Source organism: Pseudomonas sp. PDM17 (genome assembly GCF_014851985.1).
GTDB lineage: Bacteria > Pseudomonadota > Gammaproteobacteria > Pseudomonadales > Pseudomonadaceae > Pseudomonas.
Genome location: NZ_JACVAT010000006.1, coordinates 224,055 through 241,828, shown reverse-complemented (window position 1 = coordinate 241,828; position 17,774 = coordinate 224,055). Strand labels below are relative to the sequence as shown.

Here is a 17,774-nt window from a genome sequence, read left to right as displayed (position 1 = left end):
AAAAAGGCACCCACCGGGTGCCTTTTTTGTTTCCTTGCTCTGGAAGTTGCCCAGGAAATCAGCGCTCCCAGTTCTCCGGCTGGTTGATGAAGTTCAGCAATTCCCTCAGGCGCCCCTGGTCACGGCCATTGAAGGCGAAGGCCAGGCGGGTCAGGTGGGAGAACTCCGGCTCGTCCAGTTCCGATTCGCTGTAGGGCTGCTGGTGGAAGCCATCGGTGACGCACAGGCTCCCGAACTCGCGCTCCAGCAACTGCAATGCGCGTACGCTCAGCGGGTGGTTCAGGCGGATCACGAAGCGATCCTTGAGCCAGCGGCTGGAGTGGAAGTTGCTGTAGAACTGGGCGATTTCCTCGGCGGCGTCCTCGGCGGTGTGCACCAGTTTCATCAGGTTCATGTCGCTGGGCAGGATGTAGCCGTTGTCTTCAAGCTGTTCCTTGATGAACTCCAGGGCGTGGTCCCAGTAGTGTCCACCCGGTTGGTCCAGCAGCACGATCGGTACCAGCGGGCTCTTGCCGGTCTGGATCAGCGTCAGTACTTCGAGCGCTTCGTCCAGCGTGCCGAAGCCGCCCGGACAGAGCACCAGGGCATCGGCCTCCTTGACGAAGAACAGCTTGCGCAGGAAGAAGAAGTGGAAGGACAGCAGGTTGCTGGTGCCGTCCACGGTGCGGTTGGCGTGCTGTTCGAAGGGCAACGTGATATTGAAGCCAAGGCTGTTTTCCAGCCCGGCGCCTTCGTGGGCCGCGGCCATGATGCCGCCGCCAGCGCCGGTGATGACCATCAGGTCGTAGCGGGCAAGGGTTTCGCCCAGCTCGCGGGCCAGAGCGTAGACGGGGTGGTCGGCCGGTGTACGGGCCGAGCCGAACACCGTGACTTTGCGGCGACGCTTGAACTGCTCCAGGGTGCTGAAGGCGTGCTCCATCTCGCGCAGGGTCTGCAGCATGATCTTGGCGTCCCAGCGGTTGCGGTCGGCCTGGGCCATGCGGGCCACGGTGGTGAGCATCTCGCGGTACAGCGGCAGGTTCTGGCTGTTGCCGGGGGCGGCCAGTTCGGCCAGTTCCTCGATCTTCTGTGCGAGGTCGGTGCCGCTGGTCTGGAAGTGTCTGGAGAGGTAGTCGTCGGGCTCATAGGGCATGTTGATACTCCTTGTTCATCAACCCCTGATCGCCTGTCCGTGGGCGGCGCCGGCCACGCAAGGTGGCTCTGGCGTTGACGCATTGGCGCTTCGCCGCACGCACAGGGTTCAGCAGGAGGCCTGCCCAGTCTGGCACGCGGGGTGTGACAGTCGGTGAGGCCCCGATTTCAGATGGCGATCCGGTCTCCGGGCTCCGGAATGTTGGCCGTCCAGTTCAGGCGATCCTGGAGTGCACCCTTGAGTACATCCATCTTTTCCCGCTCGCCATGTATCAGGTATAGCTCGGGTTTGTTCTCGAAGTGGCCAACCCACTGAATTAATTGTGATTGTCCCGCATGAGCGGAGAACCCTCCGAGGGTATGGATCTGCGCTTTCACGCTGATGCGCTGGCGCAGGATGCGCACCGTCTGGGCGCCGTCGACGATGGCGCGGCCCAGCGTGCCCTTGGCCTGGAAGCCAGGGAAGACGATATGGCATTCCTCGCGCCAGAGGTTGTGCTTGAGGTGGTGGACGATGCGCCCTCCGGTGCACATGCCGCTGCCGGCGATAATGATGGCCCCGCTCTTGATCCGGTTCAGCGCCATGGATTCATCGGCGCTCTGGGTGGTGCGCAGGATCGGCAGCCACTCGCCGACCTTGGCCGTGCCGGTACCGCGCATGTACTCGCGGTCGACGTCGGCGATCTCGCCGATGTGTTGCAGGTAGATGTTGTTGGCCCGGGCGGCCATGGGACTGTCGAGGTAGACCACCTGCTGCGGCAGGCGACCTTCCTGGTAGAAGCGCCCGAGGTAGTAGATCAGGTCCTGGGTGCGGCCGACGGCGAACGACGGGATCAGCACGTTGCCGCCTTCGTTCTGCGCGCGTTGCAGGATGCCGGCCAGTTCCAGCAGAGTTTCGTTGGCGTCGCGGTGGTCGCGGTCGCCGTAGGTGGATTCCAGTAGCACCACGTCGGCGCGGGTCAGCGGGGTCGGCGTGCGCATCAGTGGCGAGCAGGTGCTGCCCAGGTCGCCGGAGAACACCAGGCGGCGGGTCGAGCCGAACTCATGGATTTCCAGTTCGACGATGGCCGAGCCGAGGATGTGCCCGGCGTTGTGGAAGGTCACGCGGATGCCGCGCGCTACGTCTACCGTGCTGCCATAGCTGACGCGGCGGCGCTGGTTCAGGGCGCGGGAAGCGTCTTCGACGGTGTACAGCGGCTTGACGGGCGGCTTGCCCAGGCGCGCGCGCCACTTGTTCTCCCATTCGGCGTCCTTCTCCTGGAGGTGCGCCGAGTCCATCAGCATCAGCTCCAGCAGGTCGCAGCAGGATTCGGTGGCGTAGATCGGACCCTTGTAGCCTTCCTTCGCCAGGCGCGGCAGGAGGCCGCTGTGGTCCAGGTGGGCGTGGGACAGGACGACGGCATCGAGTTCCTTCGGGTCGAAAGGGAAGGGCGTGCGGTTGGTCGCTTCGTTTTCGCGGGTACCCGTGTTGCCGCCGCGCCCCTGGCGCATCCCGCATTCGAGCAGCACGCGGACGCCGTCGCGGGTTTCCAGGAGGTAGCAGGAACCGGTGACTTCCTGGATCGCGCCGATGAAAGTGAGAAGCGCCATGTCGTCTCCTTGTGGGAATTCTCTTTCAGCCTTGCTCGAATGGTCGGGGCGCTCGTTGATACATGTCAGCGCCGGTCCGATCCGTGGCGACCTAGACTTTCCTGCAAAGCCAAGGGAGAGCCGAGATGCCACAGATACTGCCCAGTCCCGAGGAACTCGACAGCCACGCGGCAGCCGAGCCGGAGTTTGCCCGTTGGCGGCAAGGCCGTGGACCGCTTCAGCATAGCCCGCAGACCCAGGCGGCGGTCTTTCGTGTCGCTCATCAATTGGTCCAGTACGGCTTGCAGCCTGATCTGCCCAGCATCTACCGGCTGTTCGGCGCGCTGGACCGGCTGACCTGCGCCGGCCTCTGGCTGGTGGCGCACATGACCTATGCCACGCGCGTCCGCCTCGATGGCGCACCGTTGCAGGTGGAGGATTTCAAGGCTCAGCCGGAAGGTCACACCGGCGGCGCGCTGAACATGGTGCCAGCCTACGCCGGTTACCTCGCCCTGAATGCCCTGAGCGGCAAGACCCGCGGCTGGCTGATGGGGCAGGGGCACTGTGTGGCAGCGATCGACGCGCTCAACGTGCTCACCGGTAACCTGCATCCGGATCAGGCTGTCGCCTATGGAAGCGGCGCGGCTGGGCTGGATCGGCTGATGCAGGACTTCTACAGCTACGCGCAGCAGCCGGACGGCAAGGTCGCCGCGCCGCTGGGCAGCCATGTCAACCCGCATACCGCTGGCGGCATTGCCGAAGGTGGCTACCTCGGCTTCGCCGAGCTGATGTATGCGCATATGCCGCTACCGGGCGAAACCCTGGTGGCCTTCCTTTCCGACGGCGCCGCCGAGGAGCAACGCGGCAGCGACTGGATTCCCCGCTGGTGGCGCGCCGAGGATTGCGGCACCGCGCTGCCGGTGATGATCGCCAACGGCCGGCGCATCGAGCAGCGTACCGACCTGGGCAGCCACGAAGGATTGGAAGGCTTCAAGCTGCACCTGCGGCGCTGTGGCTTCGACCCGATCAGCTTCGATGGGCGTGACCCGGCGGCATTCGTCTGCGCCCTGTGGGAAATGGAAGAGCGCCTGCAACACCGCGTCGACGAGAAGGCGCGCGGCATCCTGCGCTATCCGCTGCCGATTCCCTATGGCATTGCCGAGACGACCAAGGGTTACGGCTTCTACGGGGCCGGCAGCAACGCCGCACACAACCTGCCGCTGCCAGGTAACCCCAGCGTGGACGCCGAGGCGCGCGAGCTGTTCAACCAGCATGCGGCGCCGCTGTGGGTCGAGCCGGAAGAACTGGCCGAAGCATGCCGGATGTTTGCCGATTCGCGCAGCGGCCGCGTAATGGAGCGGGACAACCCGCTGGCCGTGCGTCGGCCCATCGAACCTTCGATCCCGCCGCTGCATTACCGCAACGACGAATGCTCGCCCATGGCCGCGCTGGATCGCTTTTTCGTTGACCTGTGCGGCGCCAACCCGGACCTGCGCGCTCGCGTCGGCAACCCGGACGAGCTGGCGAGCAACCGCCTGGGCGGCGTGCTCAAGGCGCTGCGGCACCGGGTGAGCGAGCCGGAAAGCGATCTCGAGGCCGTGGATGGCCGGATCATCACCGCACTCAACGAGGAGGCGGTGGTTTCCGCCTGCCTGGCCAACCAGGGCGGGCTGAACCTGGTGGCCAGCTACGAAGCCTTCTGCGTGAAGATGCTCGGGGCCGTGCGCCAGACGCTGATCTTCGCCCGTCAGCAGAAGGAAGCCGGGCGCCCGGCTGGCTGGCTTGGCTGGCCGCTGGTGGCGACTTCGCATACCTGGGAGAACGGCAAGAACCAGCAGTCGCACCAGGACACCACCTTCTGCGAGGCGCTGCTGGGCGAGATGAGCGACATGGTTCGGGTGGTCTTCCCGGCCGACCACAACAGTCACCTGGCTCTGCTGCCGGACATCTACCGCAGTCGCGGGCAGTTGGCCTGTATCGTGGCGCCCAAGCGCGAGCGTCCGGCCGTATTCAACCAGGCCCAGTCGGAACAGCTGGCCCGCGATGGCGCGATCCTGATGGACGAACATCCCGGCGCCGAGCCGCTGCTGCTGATCGCCAACGGCAGCTACCAACTGGCCGAGATGCGTCGCGCCGCGTTGCGGCTGGAGGAGGCCGGTTATCCGTATCGGTTGGTCTATCTGCAGGAGCCGGGGCGCTTCCGCGCGCCGCGTGACAACTGGGAGTTGCAGGCGCTGACGGATGAGTCCGTGGCCATGCGTTTGTTCCCAGACCATTACCAGCGCCGCGTGCTGCTCACTCACATGCGTCCGGAAGTGGCGCGCGGGCACCTCTGGCCGATTCTGCCGGACGCCTTGAAGACGGCGGTGCTGGGCTATCGCAACCAGGGCGGTACGCTGGACGAGGCGGGCATGCTGTTTGCCAACCGCTGCAGCTGGGCCCACGTGCTGGCGGCCTGCGCGCGGTTGCTGGATGTGCCGCGCAGCGCCTTGCTGGCGCCGGACGAAGCGGCGGCGGTGGCCGGCAAGGAGAATCCGTCCGTGCTGCGCTGACAAGCGCTGGCGCAACCGCCACAGGGCGGTTGCGCGGGCCTCAGCGCTTGAGCGCTTTGATCAGGTCGTCCAGGCCATCGATCTTCAGTTCCAGGGTCAGCTGCATCAGCCGGCCCAATTCGCCGGCCGGAAACTGCCCCTTTTTGTGGAACCACAGCAGGTACTCGTCAGGCAGGTCCACCAGCATGCGACCCTGGTACTTGCCGAAGGGCATCGGCGTACGCGCGATCTTCAGCAGCATTTCCTTGTCGAGCATGGGTGCGGCTTACTTCTTCAGCTTGATCTTGCAGCTGCCAGCGTCGAAGCGCTCGGTGGCGACCGGGGCGTTGGTCTTGTACTCGGTGAAGCTGTAAGTGAGGATCGCGCCCTCGGCCAGCAACTGGCGGTAGGCGGTGTTGCTGCAGACGCTGTCGCCCAGCTGGCTGCGCACGCTGTCGGGGTTCTCGCGCATGCGCTCGGCATGGCTGGCGCGCACGCTCAGGTGGTTGATCAACTGCGGGCCGTCGACGGTGTAGCCCTGGTCGAGGATGTCCTCGTTGATGGCGCGCGGGGTGCCTTCGCTGCTTTCCTTGGCGACCTTTTCCAGGGTCTGGGTCAGTTCGAAGTCCTTCTTCGACGCGGCGTGCGCGACGGGAATGACGAGGCAGAGGGCGAGGGCGGTGAGGCGCAGCATGGGCATCTCCTGACAATGGTGCCGATTCGACCGTGGCGAGCCTTCCGGGTTCGACGGTCATTCAAGCCGCCTATTGTCCCTTAAAACGGCGCGCGTGCCGAGGAACTGTTACCTCAGACCCCAGGCTGCGCCGCCGGGCGGCCAACCCCGTCAAAGGATGGGGGGAGGATGGCGCCGCTCTCCGGTCACAACCTCTGCCCTCCAAGCGGGAGGGTCGACCATCGGGAGGTCCAGCCGCCGCGCAAGGCGGTGCCATTTTCATGCTGCTTCTGCGGTAGGGCGGACTCTTGTCGATGCGTCGGGCGAATCATCCCATCGCAGGAGAAGAACAATGACAAGAGTATTGCGCCCCTGGCCGCTTGCCCTGGGCTCCTGGTGCCTGATCGCGGTTCCCGCGCAGCAGGCCGAGGCGTCCGGTTATCACTTCGGCTCACAGTCAGTGTCCGCCCAGGGCACGGCCCATGCCAACGGCGCCGAAGCGGCCGACGCCTCGACCATCTTCTACAACCCCGCCGGCATGGCCCGCCTGCCCGGCAATCAGGTCACCGGGGGCCTGACCATTCTGTTGCCCAAGGGCGAGTACGATGACGACGGCTCCACCGACGTGTTCGGCAACCGCACCGGCGAGGGCGACGGCGACGCCGGCTCCTACCTGCCGGACGCGGCCGCCGCGCCGAACTTCTACTTCTCCCACCAGGTGAACGACACCATCAACATCGGACTGGGCATCTTCACACCCTATGGCGCCAAGCTCGATTACGAGAAGGACTGGAGCGGCCGCTACGGTATCCAGTCGGCCTCGCTGGAAACCGTCACCTTCAACCCGAGCATTTCCTTCCGCCTCAACGAACACCACAGCGTCGGCTTCGGCGTCTCGGCCCAGTACATCCGCTCCATCCAGCGCGGCGCGGCCGACGTGAAGGGCGCCTCGCGGCAACTGGCCGGACAGTTCGTCAAGGAGAACCAGGATGTCACCGAACTGGCCGCTTCGCCCCTGGGGCAGGCGGTGATCCCGCTGGTCTACGGCGTGCAGGTGCCGGAGGAGGTGACCAGCTGTAACGGCCAGAGCGGTGATGCCTTTGTCGACTGCGTGGCGAAGAACTTCTCCGACAACGTCCAGGGCGACGGTTACTTCCGCGTGAAGGGCGACGACTGGGGCTACGGCTGGAACCTCGGCTACCTGTGGGAACCCACGGAGAGCACGCGCTTTGGTATCGCCTACCGCTCGCGGATCAAGCATGAGCTGGAAGGCAAGACCAAGTGGAGCTTCTCCGACGTGCAGGGTACGGTGCCCTCGCCGGATACCGACCTCAGCGGCGGCCTGGACCTGGGCATCATCGAACTGCCGCCCAAGGACGCCATCCAGCAATTGTTCGACCCGGACCAGTGGGTCAACCCCGGCCAGTTCGCCGCCACCCGGCTGCACCCCAACTCCAAGGCCAAGGTCACCATCGACACGCCCGAATCGCTGTCGATCAACGGCTTCCACCAGCTCAACGACAAGGTCGCGCTGATGGCCGACGTGACCTGGACGCGCCACTCGCGGCTGGACTCGGTGGATATCGGCATCGACCAGGTGCAGGGCTACCCGTACTTCAATGGCGTCAACGAGGGGGACCTGAGCGTCAAGCAGGACTGGAAGAACACCTACAAGGTCTCCCTGGGGATGAACTACCAGTTCAACGACGACCTGCTGCTGCGCAGCGGCATCGCCTACGACAAGACCCCGGTCAGCGGTGATGGCCTGCGCCACCCGGCCTTTCCCGACGCCAATCGCAAGTGGCTGTCGCTGGGCGCCAACTACCAGTTCACCAAGGACACCTCGGTGGACCTGGCCTACAGCTTTGTGAAGTTCGACAGCGGCAAGATGGACTACGCCGACGGCTGCTCGCCGGCTGGCTGGGCGCCCGGTTCCGGAGGGCTCTACGTCGACAGCGGCGTGCGCTGCACCGGTAACGGAGGCAACTACAAGGGCGAATACAAGCAGCAGATCCAGTTCATCGGCCTGGCGCTCAACCACAGCTTCTGAAGGTCGTTTATCTCGAAGCCACCGCGCCGTCCGCAGGGAGGTGGGCGGCGGCTCTGGTACAATCGGCGGTCCGCAACCGTCGTCCCGTTCGAGCCTTCGATGTCCCGTCCGCTTTTCCTCATCCCGGTGGCTGCAGCATGAGCCACGCCGTTGCCCGCCTTCGTGATGAACGCCTGGCCCGTTGCATCAAGCCGTTCTTCGCCCGTGGCTCACGCTCGCCGCGTTGCCCCGGCTGCCGCCTGCGGCCGAACTACTGCATGTGCAGCCTGCGCCCGCAGGTCGAGTCCAACTCGGCGATGTGCCTGGTGATGTTCGACACCGAACCGCTCAAGCCCAGCAACACCGGCTGGCTGATCGCCGAAACCGTGCCCGAGACCTGGGCTTTCGGCTGGTCGCGCATCGAGGTCGACCCGGTGCTGCTGGCGCTGCTCGACGATCCGCAGTGGCAGCCGTACGTGGTGTTCCCTGGCGAGTTCGTCCAGCCCGAGCGCGTGGTCACCACGGTGGAGCCGCAGGACGGCAAGCGCCCGCTGTTCATCCTGCTCGACGCCACCTGGAACGAGGCGCGCAAGATGTTCCGCAAGAGCCCTTACCTGGACCGTTTCCCGGTGCTGAGCATCACCCCCGATGCGCTGTCGCGCTATCGCCTGCGCCGCTCCAAGTTCGACGAACACCTGTGCACCGCCGAGGTTGCCGCGCTGTGCCTGGGGCTGGCCGGCGACCGCCGCGCCGGCGATGCGCTGGATGCCTACCTGGATGTGTTCAGCGAACGCTACCTGGGCTCCAAGCGCCAGCAGCCGCTGGACGAACAGAGTCCGGCGCATCAGGCGTTGAGGCCGTTTACCCAGCGATAACCTGACTCGCCAACGCAACCTTTGCAGGCGCGGGCCAGGCCCGCGCCTGCAGGGGGGATTCGGTGTTTCAAGCCGCCTTGGCGTCAGCCTTCTTCGGCCAAAGCTGAGCAACCAGCATGCCGGCGAGCATCAGCGCGCAGCCGAAGTAGCCGCGTACATGCAGGGTTTCGTTGAGGAACAGCGCGCCGGCGATGGCGGCGAACACGGCTTCCAGCGAAAGGATGATCGCCGCGTGGGAGGCGATGGCGTGCTTCTGCGCGATGACCTGCAGGGTGAAGCCGGTGGCGACGCCGAACAGGCCGCCGTAGAGCAGGGCAGGGCCGGCCTGGAGGATGGCGTCGAGGTGAATCTCCTCGAACACCAGCGCCAGGATCATGCTCACCACCGCGCAGGTGGCGAACTGCAGGAAGGCCAGGCGGATCGGGTCGTAGCGGCTGGCGAACAGGCCCACCAGCAGGACGTGGCCGCCCCAGACGAAGGCGCCGGTCAGTTGCAGCCAGTCACCGGAAGCGACGTGGAAGTCCGGGCCGATGCTCAGCATCGCCATGCCGGTCACCGCCAGAGCCGCGCCGATCCAGGTGCCCGTGCCGGCGCGATGACCGATCAGCAGGCCGAGCAGCGGCACGATGATGACGTACAGGCCGGTGATGAAGCCGGAGTTGGTCACGCTGGTGAACATCAAGCCGACCTGCTGCAGGTTGATCCCCACGGTCAGCGCGGTGCCGATGGCCAGGCCCGCCAGGATCAGCCCGCGGTTGAACGGCTGGGCGCCGCGCTTGCTCGACCAGGCCAGCAGGGGCAGCAGTGCCACGGCGCCGAGGGTGAAGCGCAGGCCGGTATAGAGGAAGGGACCGATGGCATCCATCCCGAGGCGTTGCGCGACAAAGGAGACCCCCCAGATCATCGCGGTGAACAGCATCAGGAAATCGGCGCGCAGCGCATGGCTTTTCATCTTGTTCTCGTAACGGGCAGGAAAAAAAGCGGAACTCTGCCGTAACGCCGGGCCTTTGGAAAGGGGAGAGGGTTCCCGGCGGGCACAGTGGCAGGGGCTTTCAGGCCATTGTGCATGTACTGCGAGGGACGTATTCGCGGCGGACAGCGAAGCCGCTCTTTGCGTACAATGTGACAAGTAGTGCTCTATCCGTGCTCCGACCTTTCGTGCGCAAGTCTGGCTGTTATCCGCGGCGGGACTTCGGCGCGGCCTTCAAGGAAAATTCATGGCTTCCTACGAGATCCTGATCGCTGACGATCACCCGCTGTTCCGCAGTGCCCTGCACCAGGCCCTGACCATCGGTCTCGGCCCCGAGGCGCGGCTGTCGGAGGCGGCGAGTATCGCGGAGCTGGAGACGCGCCTGAACGAGAAGGCCGACTGGGACCTGGTCCTGCTGGACCTGAACATGCCCGGCGCCTATGGCTTCTCCGGCCTGGTGCTGCTGCGCGGGCAGTACCCGCAGATTCCGGTGGTGATGGTCTCGGCCCAGGAAGACGCCGCCGTGGTGCAGCGCTCACGCGAGTTTGGCGCCAGCGGTTTCATTCCCAAGTCCAGCGAGCTGAGCGTGCTGCAGCAGGCTGTACGCGCGGTGCTCGATGGCGATGTCTGGTGGCCGCCGCAGGTGGACGCCGTGACCGAGATGAGCGACGACGTGCGCGCCGCCAGCGCCGGTCTGGCCAGCCTCACCCCGCAGCAGTTCCGTGTGCTGACCATGGTCTGCGAAGGTCTGCTGAACAAGCAGATCGCCTTCGAGCTGAGTGTCTCCGAAGCCACGGTGAAGGCTCACGTGACGGCGATCTTCCGCAAGCTGAATGTGCGCACCCGTACCCAGGCGGCGTTGCTGCTGGCGCAGATGGAGTCGGTGCCGGGGGCCTGAGACCCGTCACACTCAGCCCCTGAGGTCGTCACATTCTGTAATGGCCTTGACCCCTTTTTGACGATCGCTGGTATAGAGTGCCGCGACCTTTGCCTGTGAGAACCACACGTGTCCGCCTCCCCCTTCAAGGGCCAGACCGGCCTGAAACGCATCTTCAACGCCGCCGGCTACTCCCTGGCCGGCTTCGCCGCCGCCTTCAAGGGTGAAGCGGCCTTCCGCCAGCTGGTGCTGATCAACGTCATCCTGATTCCGCTGTCGTTCTTCTGCGACGTGACCCGCGGCGAACGCGCGCTGATGATCGCCGTGTGCCTGCTGGCGCTGATCGTCGAGCTGCTCAACTCCGCCATCGAGGCGGTGGTGGACCGGGTTTCCCTGGAGCGTCACCCGCTGTCGAAGAACGCCAAGGACATGGGCAGCGCCGCCCAGTTCGTCGCGCTGACCATCATCACCGTGACCTGGGCGGGCATCCTGCTCGGCTAAACGGTTTTCTGCAGGGGCTTTCGTAGGGCGAATAACGCGTCAGCGTTATCCGCCAGCAAGAGCCGGCGGATAACCTGTTCCAGGTTATTCGCCCTACGCAGCGTTCGGTTTCGCGTCAGGGGATCATCGGCAGGACGATGTCGTCGCTGCGCGTCACCCCGGCGGTTTCGCTGCGGCACAGTTCGAGGAACTCGCGCATGGTCGCGGTCTGGTACTTCTGCCGGTGCCAGATGAAGTAGAACTGCCGGCGCAGGTCCAGATCCGGCGTTTCCACCGGTACCAGGCTGCCACGGCGGAAAGCGTCGCGCAGGGCCAGGCGCGAGATGCAGCCGATGCCCAGCCCCGACTCCACCGCACGCTTGATCGCCTCGGTGTGTTCCAGCTCCAGTCGCACGTTCAACGGCTCCACGTGATGGCGCATGGCCTGGTCGAAGGTCAGCCGTGTGCCTGAGCCCTGTTCCCGCAGAATCCACGCTTCCTCCGTCAGCCGCTCCAGGCTCGCGCGGCCTTCACGGGCGAGCGGGTGCTGCGGCGCGCAGAAGACCACCAGTTCATCTTCCATCCATGGCTGCACCTCGATGTCCGGGTGCTGGCAGTCGCCTTCGATCAGACCCAGGTCCAGCTCGTAATGAGCCACGCGCTGCACCACATGGGCGGTGTTATGCACGTGCAGACGCACCCGACAGTCCGGCTGGCGCTGCATGAAAGTGCCGATCAGCAGCGTCGCCAGGTAGTTGCCGATGGTCAGGGTGGCGCCCAGGTCCAGCGAGCCGAAGGCGCTCTTGCCGTTGAGCATGTTCTCGATCTCGCTGCCGCGGTCGAGCAGGGCCACCGCCTGGGGCAGCAGCTGGCGGCCGAGGGCGTTGAGCGTCAGGCGTTTGCCGGAGCGGTCGAACAATTTGCAGTCGAACTGTCGCTCCAGCTCGCCCAGCGAGGTACTGGTGGCCGACTGCGACATGGACAGGGCTTCGGCCGCGCGGGAGACGCTTTCCTGCTGGGCGACGGCGACGAAGACTTCGAGCTGGCGCAGGGTGAACTTCATGCTGTGGGGCTCCGGAGAAGGCTGCGCGACATTTCGTCACCCCGGCGTAGGAAGCACCTGACGGTATCCTTTCGCGGCGACTGGGCGGCCTTATCTGCGTTTTGGATTAGCAATATCCAGATAATTTATTTTGCGGATATTGTCGCCGCCTATAAAATGTCGCGCAATTGCGCTACGTCCGGGATCTGCTGGGGTGCGCCACGTTTCTCCTAGGAGTCCTTGATGAGCAACCTGTACACCGAGCGCGTTCTCAGCGTGCACCACTGGAACGACACCCTCTTCAGCTTCAAGACCACCCGTAACCCGGGTCTGCGCTTCAAGACCGGTCAGTTCGTGATGATCGGCCTGGAAGTCAACGGTCGTCCGCTGATGCGCGCGTACAGCATCGCCAGCCCGAACTACGAAGAGCACCTGGAGTTCTTCAGCATCAAGGTCCCGGACGGTCCGCTGACTTCGCGTCTGCAGCACCTGAAGGAAGGCGACGAGCTGATGGTCAGCCGCAAGCCCACCGGCACCCTGGTGCTGGATGACCTCAAGCCCGGTCGGCACCTGTACCTGCTGAGCACCGGCACCGGCATGGCGCCGTTCCTGTCGGTCATCCAGGACCCGGAAGTCTACGAGCGCTTCGAGAAGGTCATTCTGGTCCACGGCGTACGCTGGGTCAGCGAACTGGCCTACTCCGACTTCATCACCAAGGTCCTGCCGGAGCACGAGTACTTCGGCGACATGGTGAAAGAAAAACTGATCTACTGCCCGCTGGTTACCCGTGAAGAGTTCCACAGCATGGGCCGCCAGACCGACCTGATGCGCAGCGGCAAGCTGTTCGCCGACATCGGCCTGCCGCCGATGAACCCGCAGGACGACCGCGCGATGATCTGCGGCAGCCCGAGCATGCTCGACGAGACCAGCGAAGTGCTGAACGGCTTCGGCCTGCAGATCTCCCCGCGCATGGGCGAGCCGGGCGACTACCTGATCGAGCGCGCCTTCGTAGAGAAGTAAACCGCGCACGACAGCTCAGTCGAAAGAGCGCCGCGACTCCTTTTGGGGGCGCGGCGTTTTTTTATGCGCGGATGCCTGTGGTGCGGGACGCAGGGCGCATTACGCCAGCGGAGTTATCCGCCGAATTGGCGGATAACCCTTGCCGCGGGTTATGCGCCCTACGCGAGCGTCGAGGCACGGCTTATGACAGGCGCTGGCCGGAAACCGCCGGGTGATACAGCGGCTGCACCTTGTTCCCCGCCGGGTCGAGCAGGTGGAAGCTGCGCGCGCCGTCGCCATGGTCGAAAGGGCGGTCCAGCAGGGTCACGCCGCGTGCCTTGAAATACTGGTACCAGGCTTCCAGCTCTTCCACGCTGTCGACGACAAAGCCGTAGTGGTCCATGGTCTGCAGGCCGTTGGCCGCGCCGAAGCCGCGCCCCAGGGAGAGGTTGTCGTTGCCGCAGGTGAGGTAGACCAGGTCTTCGTTGGCGCGATTGAGCACCTGCATGCCGAGCACGTCGACGTAGAAGTGCTCGCACTCCTCGAGGTTCGGTACCAGCAGGGCGAGGTGGCGCAGGCCGTTGAGTCGGCCGGGGCGGGCAGGGAGATCGGACATGGACGTGGTTCCTTTTTTGTATACAATTTGATTTCAAATTTAAAACAAAAGGAGCGCCCTGTGTACAGTCTGTTCATCAAGACCCGCGTGAAGCCCGGCAGCGCCGAGGATTTCCTCCACGCCATCAAGGCCAATGCCGCCGCTTCCGTGTCCAGCGAACCCGGCTGCCTGGTCTTCGATGTGTCCCAGGATCGCCTCGATCCGGACGTGATCTACCTCTACGAGATCTACCGCGACGACGCGGCCTACGAGGCGCACACGCAAACCGCGCACTTCCGCGACAGCCGCCCGCTGGTGGAACCGCTGATCGTCGAGCAGGAGTGCTTCGAGAGCGACGTGATCGCCCTCAATCCGGTGGACTGACGCCGGCTTCAGTCGGCGGCGGGTTGCAGGTCCAGCACGCGGATTTCGCCGTCGGCGGGGTAGTGCCAGTGCACGTCGAGGTCCCACAGGCGCACGCCATAGCGGCGCTCGGGCGGCGGCTTCTGGTAGGCCGGGCGTGGGTCCTGGGCGAGGCACTGCTCGACCAGTTCGTGCACCGGCTGGCCGAGGCGCAGGCCGTGCTCATGGGCCTGGCGCAGGGCTTCGTCGCTCCAGTGCACGGCAATGGGGACGGGTGGCGTGTCGGCGATGGTGTTGCGTGCGTCCGGCACGCTATCGGCGTAAGGCACGTAGGGCTTGATGTCGATGACCGGGGTGCCATCCAGCAGGTCGATGCCGGACAGCCAGAGGCGGCCGGGCTCGACCTTCTCCAGCTTCACCACCGACTGGCCAAGACCATTGGGGCGGTGGGTGGCGCGGGTGGCGAACACGCCCATCGACTGGTTGCCGCCCAGGCGCGGCGGGCGCACCTTCAGCCGCGGCTTGTCTTCCAGCGCCTGATGGAAGAGGAAGATCAGCCAGACGTGGCTGACCTGCTCCAGGCCTGCCACCGCGTCGCCGGTATCGAATGGCGGCAGCAGTTCCAGCACGCCGGTCGCGGCTGGGGCCAGTTGCGGCTGGCGCGGAATGGCGAACTTCTCCTTGAAGCAGGAGCGGACGTGGCCGATCGGCGAGATGCTGTGGGACATGGCGGCACGGGCTGTTGCAGGGGCCGCCATGGTACCCGATTCCCTTCGTAGCGGGGCTCAGCCGAGGTGGAAGCCGCCGTCGATGGGGATGATGTTGCCGGTCATGTAGGCGCCGGCGGCGCTCGCCAGGCTGATTGCCAGGGCGGACATCTCTTCCTCGCGTCCCCAGCGGCGCATGGGGATGACGGCGGTGTCCTCGGCCATGGCCTGTTCGTCGTTGGCGATGTGGCGGGTCATCTTGCTGGGGAAGCGGCCGGGGGCGATGACGTTGACGTTGATGTGGTCCTTCACCAGTTCGCGGGCGAGCATGCGCGACAGCTGGTGCAGTGCGGCCTTGCTCGGGCCGTAGGCGTAGGCGCTTTCGCCGTGGGAGGTGAGGCCGGCCACCGAGCCGATGTTGATCACCCGGGCCGGGTTCTGCGCGCTGCCGCCTTTCTTCAGCAGCGGCAGCAGTTGCTGGATGCAGCTGAACACGGCAGTGACGTTGAGCTGCATGACCTTCTCCCAGCCCGAGGCCGGGTAGCTTTCCAGCGGTGCGCCCCAGGTGGTGCCGGCGTTGTTCACCAGGATGTCGAGGTGGTCCAGGCGCTCGTTCAGCTCGGCGGCCAGGGCGCGGGCACCTTCCTCGGTGGCGAGGTTGGCCGGCAGACCGATGCACTCGCCGTACTGCGACAGCTCGGCGGCGGTATCGGCGCAGGCGGCGCCATCACGGGCGCAGATGATTACCTTGGCGCCGGCTTCGAGCAGGCCCTGGGCGATCATCCGGCCGATGCCACGGGTGCCGCCGGTGACCAGGGCGGTCCGTCCGGCGAGGGAAAAGTACGGGTGCATGAGCCTCTCCTGGCTGGGTTTTCGCCTCACCCTAGCGGGATCGCCGGGGCGCTCCGAGCACTATCCAATCGGCAAATGCCGACGCATTACGCGATGGCTGCATTTTCTTAACCTGCACATAACCATCGCTGCCCTAGTGTCCGGCGCACGTTCGAGAGGCCGGGGGCCGGGTGATGCAGGGTTGGAGTAACGATCGCAAGGCGCTGGCGCTATTGCTGGGCGCCACGCTGGTGCTGCTGGTGTTCGGGCTGGGCTGGCGCGAGGTCTGGGGACCGGAAGTGCGCTGGGCGGACATTTCATTGCAGATGCTGCAGTCGGGCGACTACTTCGACCCCTACCTGCGTGGCGCGCCGTACTACGACAAGCCGCTGTTGTCCTACTGGCTGATCACCGCGCCCGCCAGCCTGTTCGGCCTCAATCACTGGACGCTGCGTCTGAGTACCGTGCTGGCCGGGCTGGGCAGCGTCTGGCTGACCTGGTGGCTGGGCGAGCGCCTGTTGCGCAAGGGCACTGGAGTGCTGGCCGGCTGGCTGCTGGCGACCACCTTCTACTTCCTGTTCTGGGCGCGGGTGGCGACGGCGGACGTGCTCACGGTGTTCGGCGTGCTGGCGGCGCTGGCCTGGTACTGGCGTGATCCGGAGAACACACGGTTCTCCGGCTACCTGGGCTTCTTCCTGATCCTGTCACTGACGTCGCTGTGCAAGGGGCTGATCGGATTCGTCCTGCCGGGGCTGGTGCTGTTGCCGCACCTGTTCAGCGAGAGGCGCTGGCGTCGGCACCTGAACCTGCGGCTGCTGGCGGCGCTGGTGGTGGCCGGCGCGGCCTACGCGATTCCCTTCGTGCTGTCGCACTTCTACGGCCAGCCCAGCTACGGTGAGAGCGGCCTGGCGCTGGTCTTCCGCGAGAACGTCGTGCGCTTCTTCCAGCCCTTTGACCACGAGGGGCCGATCTACACCTACCTGCTTTACCTGCCGGCCTACACGCTGCCCTGGGCGCCGTTGTGGATACTCGGCCTGTGGTTCGCCGCGCGCCGCTGGCAGCAACTGCAACCCAACGCCCGCTGGCTGGTCTGGGCACTGGTGCTGCTGTTCGCCTTCTTCACCGCCAGCGGCGGCCGGCGCAGCTACTACGTGCTGCCGCTGGTGCCGTTCGCCCAGTTGCTGGCGGCCTGGTGGGTGGTCGAATCGCGGCACGAGCGCGGGCTCGCGGGGCCGGGGCGTATCTGGCCTCGGGTGGTGGGCGCGGGAGCGGTGCTGATGCTGCTGGTGGTTGGCGTGGCTTATCCGTGGAGCAACGGCGGTGGCGGGGTTCCGCTGTTCGCCAAGGAGGTGCGCGCCGCGGCGGAGCAGACCGCGCCCTGGTCGCAGTGGCGGGTGCTGATCCTCGGCGATGACGATGCGCGCCTGCCGATGTACCTGGAGCAGCGCGGCGAACGCCAGGCGCATCCGTTCCTCTATATCCACTCCGGTTATCCACAGGGCGACAGCGCCGCGCTGTTCGACTGGCTGCGCAAGACTACCGGCGAGGACTGGGACCCCGCACGCACGCTGATCATTTCCCAGGTGACCCACGAAGGAAAGCAGCCGCTGAACTGGCTGACGGCGGATCACCGGCTGATCGAGTCGAGGCTCAACAATGGCCAGCGCCTGGGCCATGCGAAGAACAAGGAGGCCAGCCTGGCGTATCTGCCAATAGGCAAGCCGCTCAGCGCGAACGCAACGTCCGGCGCAACAGAAACAGGTACGGTGGCAGATTGACCGCCACCACCACCAGGCCGAGGACGACCTGTGTCGTTTCGGTCAGGCCGGCGGGGTAGATCAACGGGATCAGGTAGTGCTCGACAAAGCCGCCGCTGTAGCCGCTGTCGCCGGCCAGCGCGCGGAAGTGGTTTTCCAGCGGAGTGAGCGGGCAGTAGAGGTGGAGGAACTCCACCGCCATGCCCCAGGCCGCCGCCGGCACGTGCAGCCAGGCCAGGCACGGCCTGCGCAGCACCAGCAGGCCGCCGAGCAGCACGAAGAGGATGAACCCCCAGGTGCAGCAGGACGACGGCGTCGGCAGCCAGACGATAGAGCACGGCGGCC

At 65.6% G+C, this 17,774-nt stretch carries 17 protein-coding genes and 1 pseudogene; 8 read left to right on the top strand and 10 right to left on the bottom strand.

Translation table 11 applies throughout. The annotated features are described in order from the left end of the window. Positions 1–58: 58 nt before the first annotated feature. Together IB256_RS22230 and IB256_RS22225 are read right to left on the bottom strand one after the other, a co-directional pair. Entirely contained in the window at positions 59–1,132 is a 1,074-nt protein-coding gene (locus IB256_RS22230; protein WP_192404081.1) for a TIGR00730 family Rossman fold protein, read from the bottom strand. A gap of 167 nt (positions 1,133–1,299) precedes the next feature. Further along, complete coding sequence (locus IB256_RS22225) at positions 1,300–2,721, bottom strand: MBL fold metallo-hydrolase RNA specificity domain-containing protein (protein ID WP_192289309.1); 1,422 nt, start codon at positions 2,719–2,721, stop codon at positions 1,300–1,302. A gap of 125 nt (positions 2,722–2,846) precedes the next feature. Here IB256_RS22225 and IB256_RS22220 point away from each other — a divergent pair, with 125 nt between their 5' ends. Beyond that, positions 2,847–5,252: a xylulose 5-phosphate 3-epimerase gene (locus IB256_RS22220; RefSeq protein WP_192404080.1), complete on the top strand. Its 2,406-nt coding sequence runs from the start codon at positions 2,847–2,849 to the stop codon at positions 5,250–5,252. 40 nt (positions 5,253–5,292) lie between these two features. On the opposite strand, the gene IB256_RS22215 is transcribed toward IB256_RS22220, so the two are convergent. Together IB256_RS22215 and IB256_RS22210 are read right to left on the bottom strand one after the other, a co-directional pair. Further along, complete coding sequence (locus IB256_RS22215; protein WP_045210039.1) at positions 5,293–5,508, bottom strand: DUF3820 family protein; 216 nt, start codon at positions 5,506–5,508, stop codon at positions 5,293–5,295. A gap of 9 nt (positions 5,509–5,517) precedes the next feature. Then, entirely contained in the window at positions 5,518–5,925 is a 408-nt protein-coding gene (locus IB256_RS22210; RefSeq protein WP_017518004.1) for a quorum-sensing-regulated virulence factor family protein, read from the bottom strand. A 331-nt stretch (positions 5,926–6,256) separates the two neighbouring features. Here IB256_RS22210 and IB256_RS22205 point away from each other — a divergent pair, with 331 nt between their 5' ends. Then, complete coding sequence (locus IB256_RS22205; protein ID WP_192404079.1) at positions 6,257–7,954, top strand: OmpP1/FadL family transporter; 1,698 nt, start codon at positions 6,257–6,259, stop codon at positions 7,952–7,954. 137 nt (positions 7,955–8,091) lie between these two features. Continuing rightward, a complete protein-coding gene (locus tag IB256_RS22200; protein WP_192404077.1) occupies positions 8,092–8,808 on the top strand; it encodes a tRNA-uridine aminocarboxypropyltransferase in 717 nt (238 codons plus the stop codon). A gap of 67 nt (positions 8,809–8,875) precedes the next feature. On the opposite strand, the gene IB256_RS22195 is transcribed toward IB256_RS22200, so the two are convergent. Then, positions 8,876–9,760, bottom strand: coding sequence for a DMT family transporter (locus tag IB256_RS22195; protein ID WP_081517924.1), 885 nt, complete (start codon positions 9,758–9,760; stop codon positions 8,876–8,878). A gap of 265 nt (positions 9,761–10,025) precedes the next feature. On the opposite strand from IB256_RS22195, the gene erdR reads away from it, so the two are divergent. Beyond that, complete coding sequence (gene erdR / locus IB256_RS22190) at positions 10,026–10,676, top strand: response regulator transcription factor ErdR (RefSeq protein ID WP_024765291.1); 651 nt, start codon at positions 10,026–10,028, stop codon at positions 10,674–10,676. A gap of 108 nt (positions 10,677–10,784) precedes the next feature. Further along, entirely contained in the window at positions 10,785–11,156 is a 372-nt protein-coding gene (locus IB256_RS22185) for a diacylglycerol kinase (RefSeq protein ID WP_024765290.1), read from the top strand. A gap of 115 nt (positions 11,157–11,271) precedes the next feature. On the opposite strand, the gene IB256_RS22180 is transcribed toward IB256_RS22185, so the two are convergent. Beyond that, positions 11,272–12,198, bottom strand: a complete 927-nt coding sequence (locus IB256_RS22180; protein ID WP_081517925.1) for a LysR family transcriptional regulator — start codon at positions 12,196–12,198, stop codon at positions 11,272–11,274. Between the two features lie 222 nt (positions 12,199–12,420). Between IB256_RS22180 and fpr the strand changes: the two genes are divergently transcribed. After that, the gene (gene fpr, locus IB256_RS22175) at positions 12,421–13,197 is read left to right on the top strand and encodes a ferredoxin-NADP reductase (RefSeq protein WP_081517926.1); all 777 of its coding nucleotides are present in this window, start codon (positions 12,421–12,423) and stop codon (positions 13,195–13,197) included. Positions 13,198–13,378: 181 nt separating this feature from the next. Here fpr and IB256_RS22170 read toward each other — a convergent pair whose 3' ends face one another. Then, positions 13,379–13,792 (bottom strand): VOC family protein, encoded by a 414-nt coding sequence (locus IB256_RS22170; protein WP_192289301.1) that lies wholly within the window; start codon positions 13,790–13,792, stop codon positions 13,379–13,381. 60 nt (positions 13,793–13,852) lie between these two features. On the opposite strand from IB256_RS22170, the gene IB256_RS22165 reads away from it, so the two are divergent. Next, a complete protein-coding gene (locus IB256_RS22165; protein WP_138212700.1) occupies positions 13,853–14,155 on the top strand; it encodes a putative quinol monooxygenase in 303 nt (100 codons plus the stop codon). 8 nt (positions 14,156–14,163) lie between these two features. On the opposite strand, the gene tsaA is transcribed toward IB256_RS22165, so the two are convergent. Both tsaA and IB256_RS22155 read right to left on the bottom strand, forming a co-directional pair. Continuing rightward, positions 14,164–14,862 (bottom strand): tRNA (N6-threonylcarbamoyladenosine(37)-N6)-methyltransferase TrmO, encoded by a 699-nt coding sequence (gene tsaA / locus IB256_RS22160; RefSeq protein WP_192289299.1) that lies wholly within the window; start codon positions 14,860–14,862, stop codon positions 14,164–14,166. A 57-nt stretch (positions 14,863–14,919) separates the two neighbouring features. Then, entirely contained in the window at positions 14,920–15,693 is a 774-nt protein-coding gene (locus IB256_RS22155) for an SDR family oxidoreductase (protein ID WP_151186354.1), read from the bottom strand. Between the two features lie 173 nt (positions 15,694–15,866). On the opposite strand from IB256_RS22155, the gene IB256_RS22150 reads away from it, so the two are divergent. Next, positions 15,867–17,450, top strand: a complete 1,584-nt coding sequence (locus tag IB256_RS22150) for an ArnT family glycosyltransferase (protein ID WP_192289297.1) — start codon at positions 15,867–15,869, stop codon at positions 17,448–17,450. Here IB256_RS22150 and IB256_RS22145 read toward each other — a convergent pair. Continuing rightward, positions 17,398–17,767, bottom strand: a pseudogene (locus IB256_RS22145) (DUF2784 domain-containing protein). The gene IB256_RS22150 and the pseudogene IB256_RS22145 sit on opposite strands and share 53 nt — an antisense overlap. Positions 17,768–17,774: the final 7 nt, after the last annotated feature.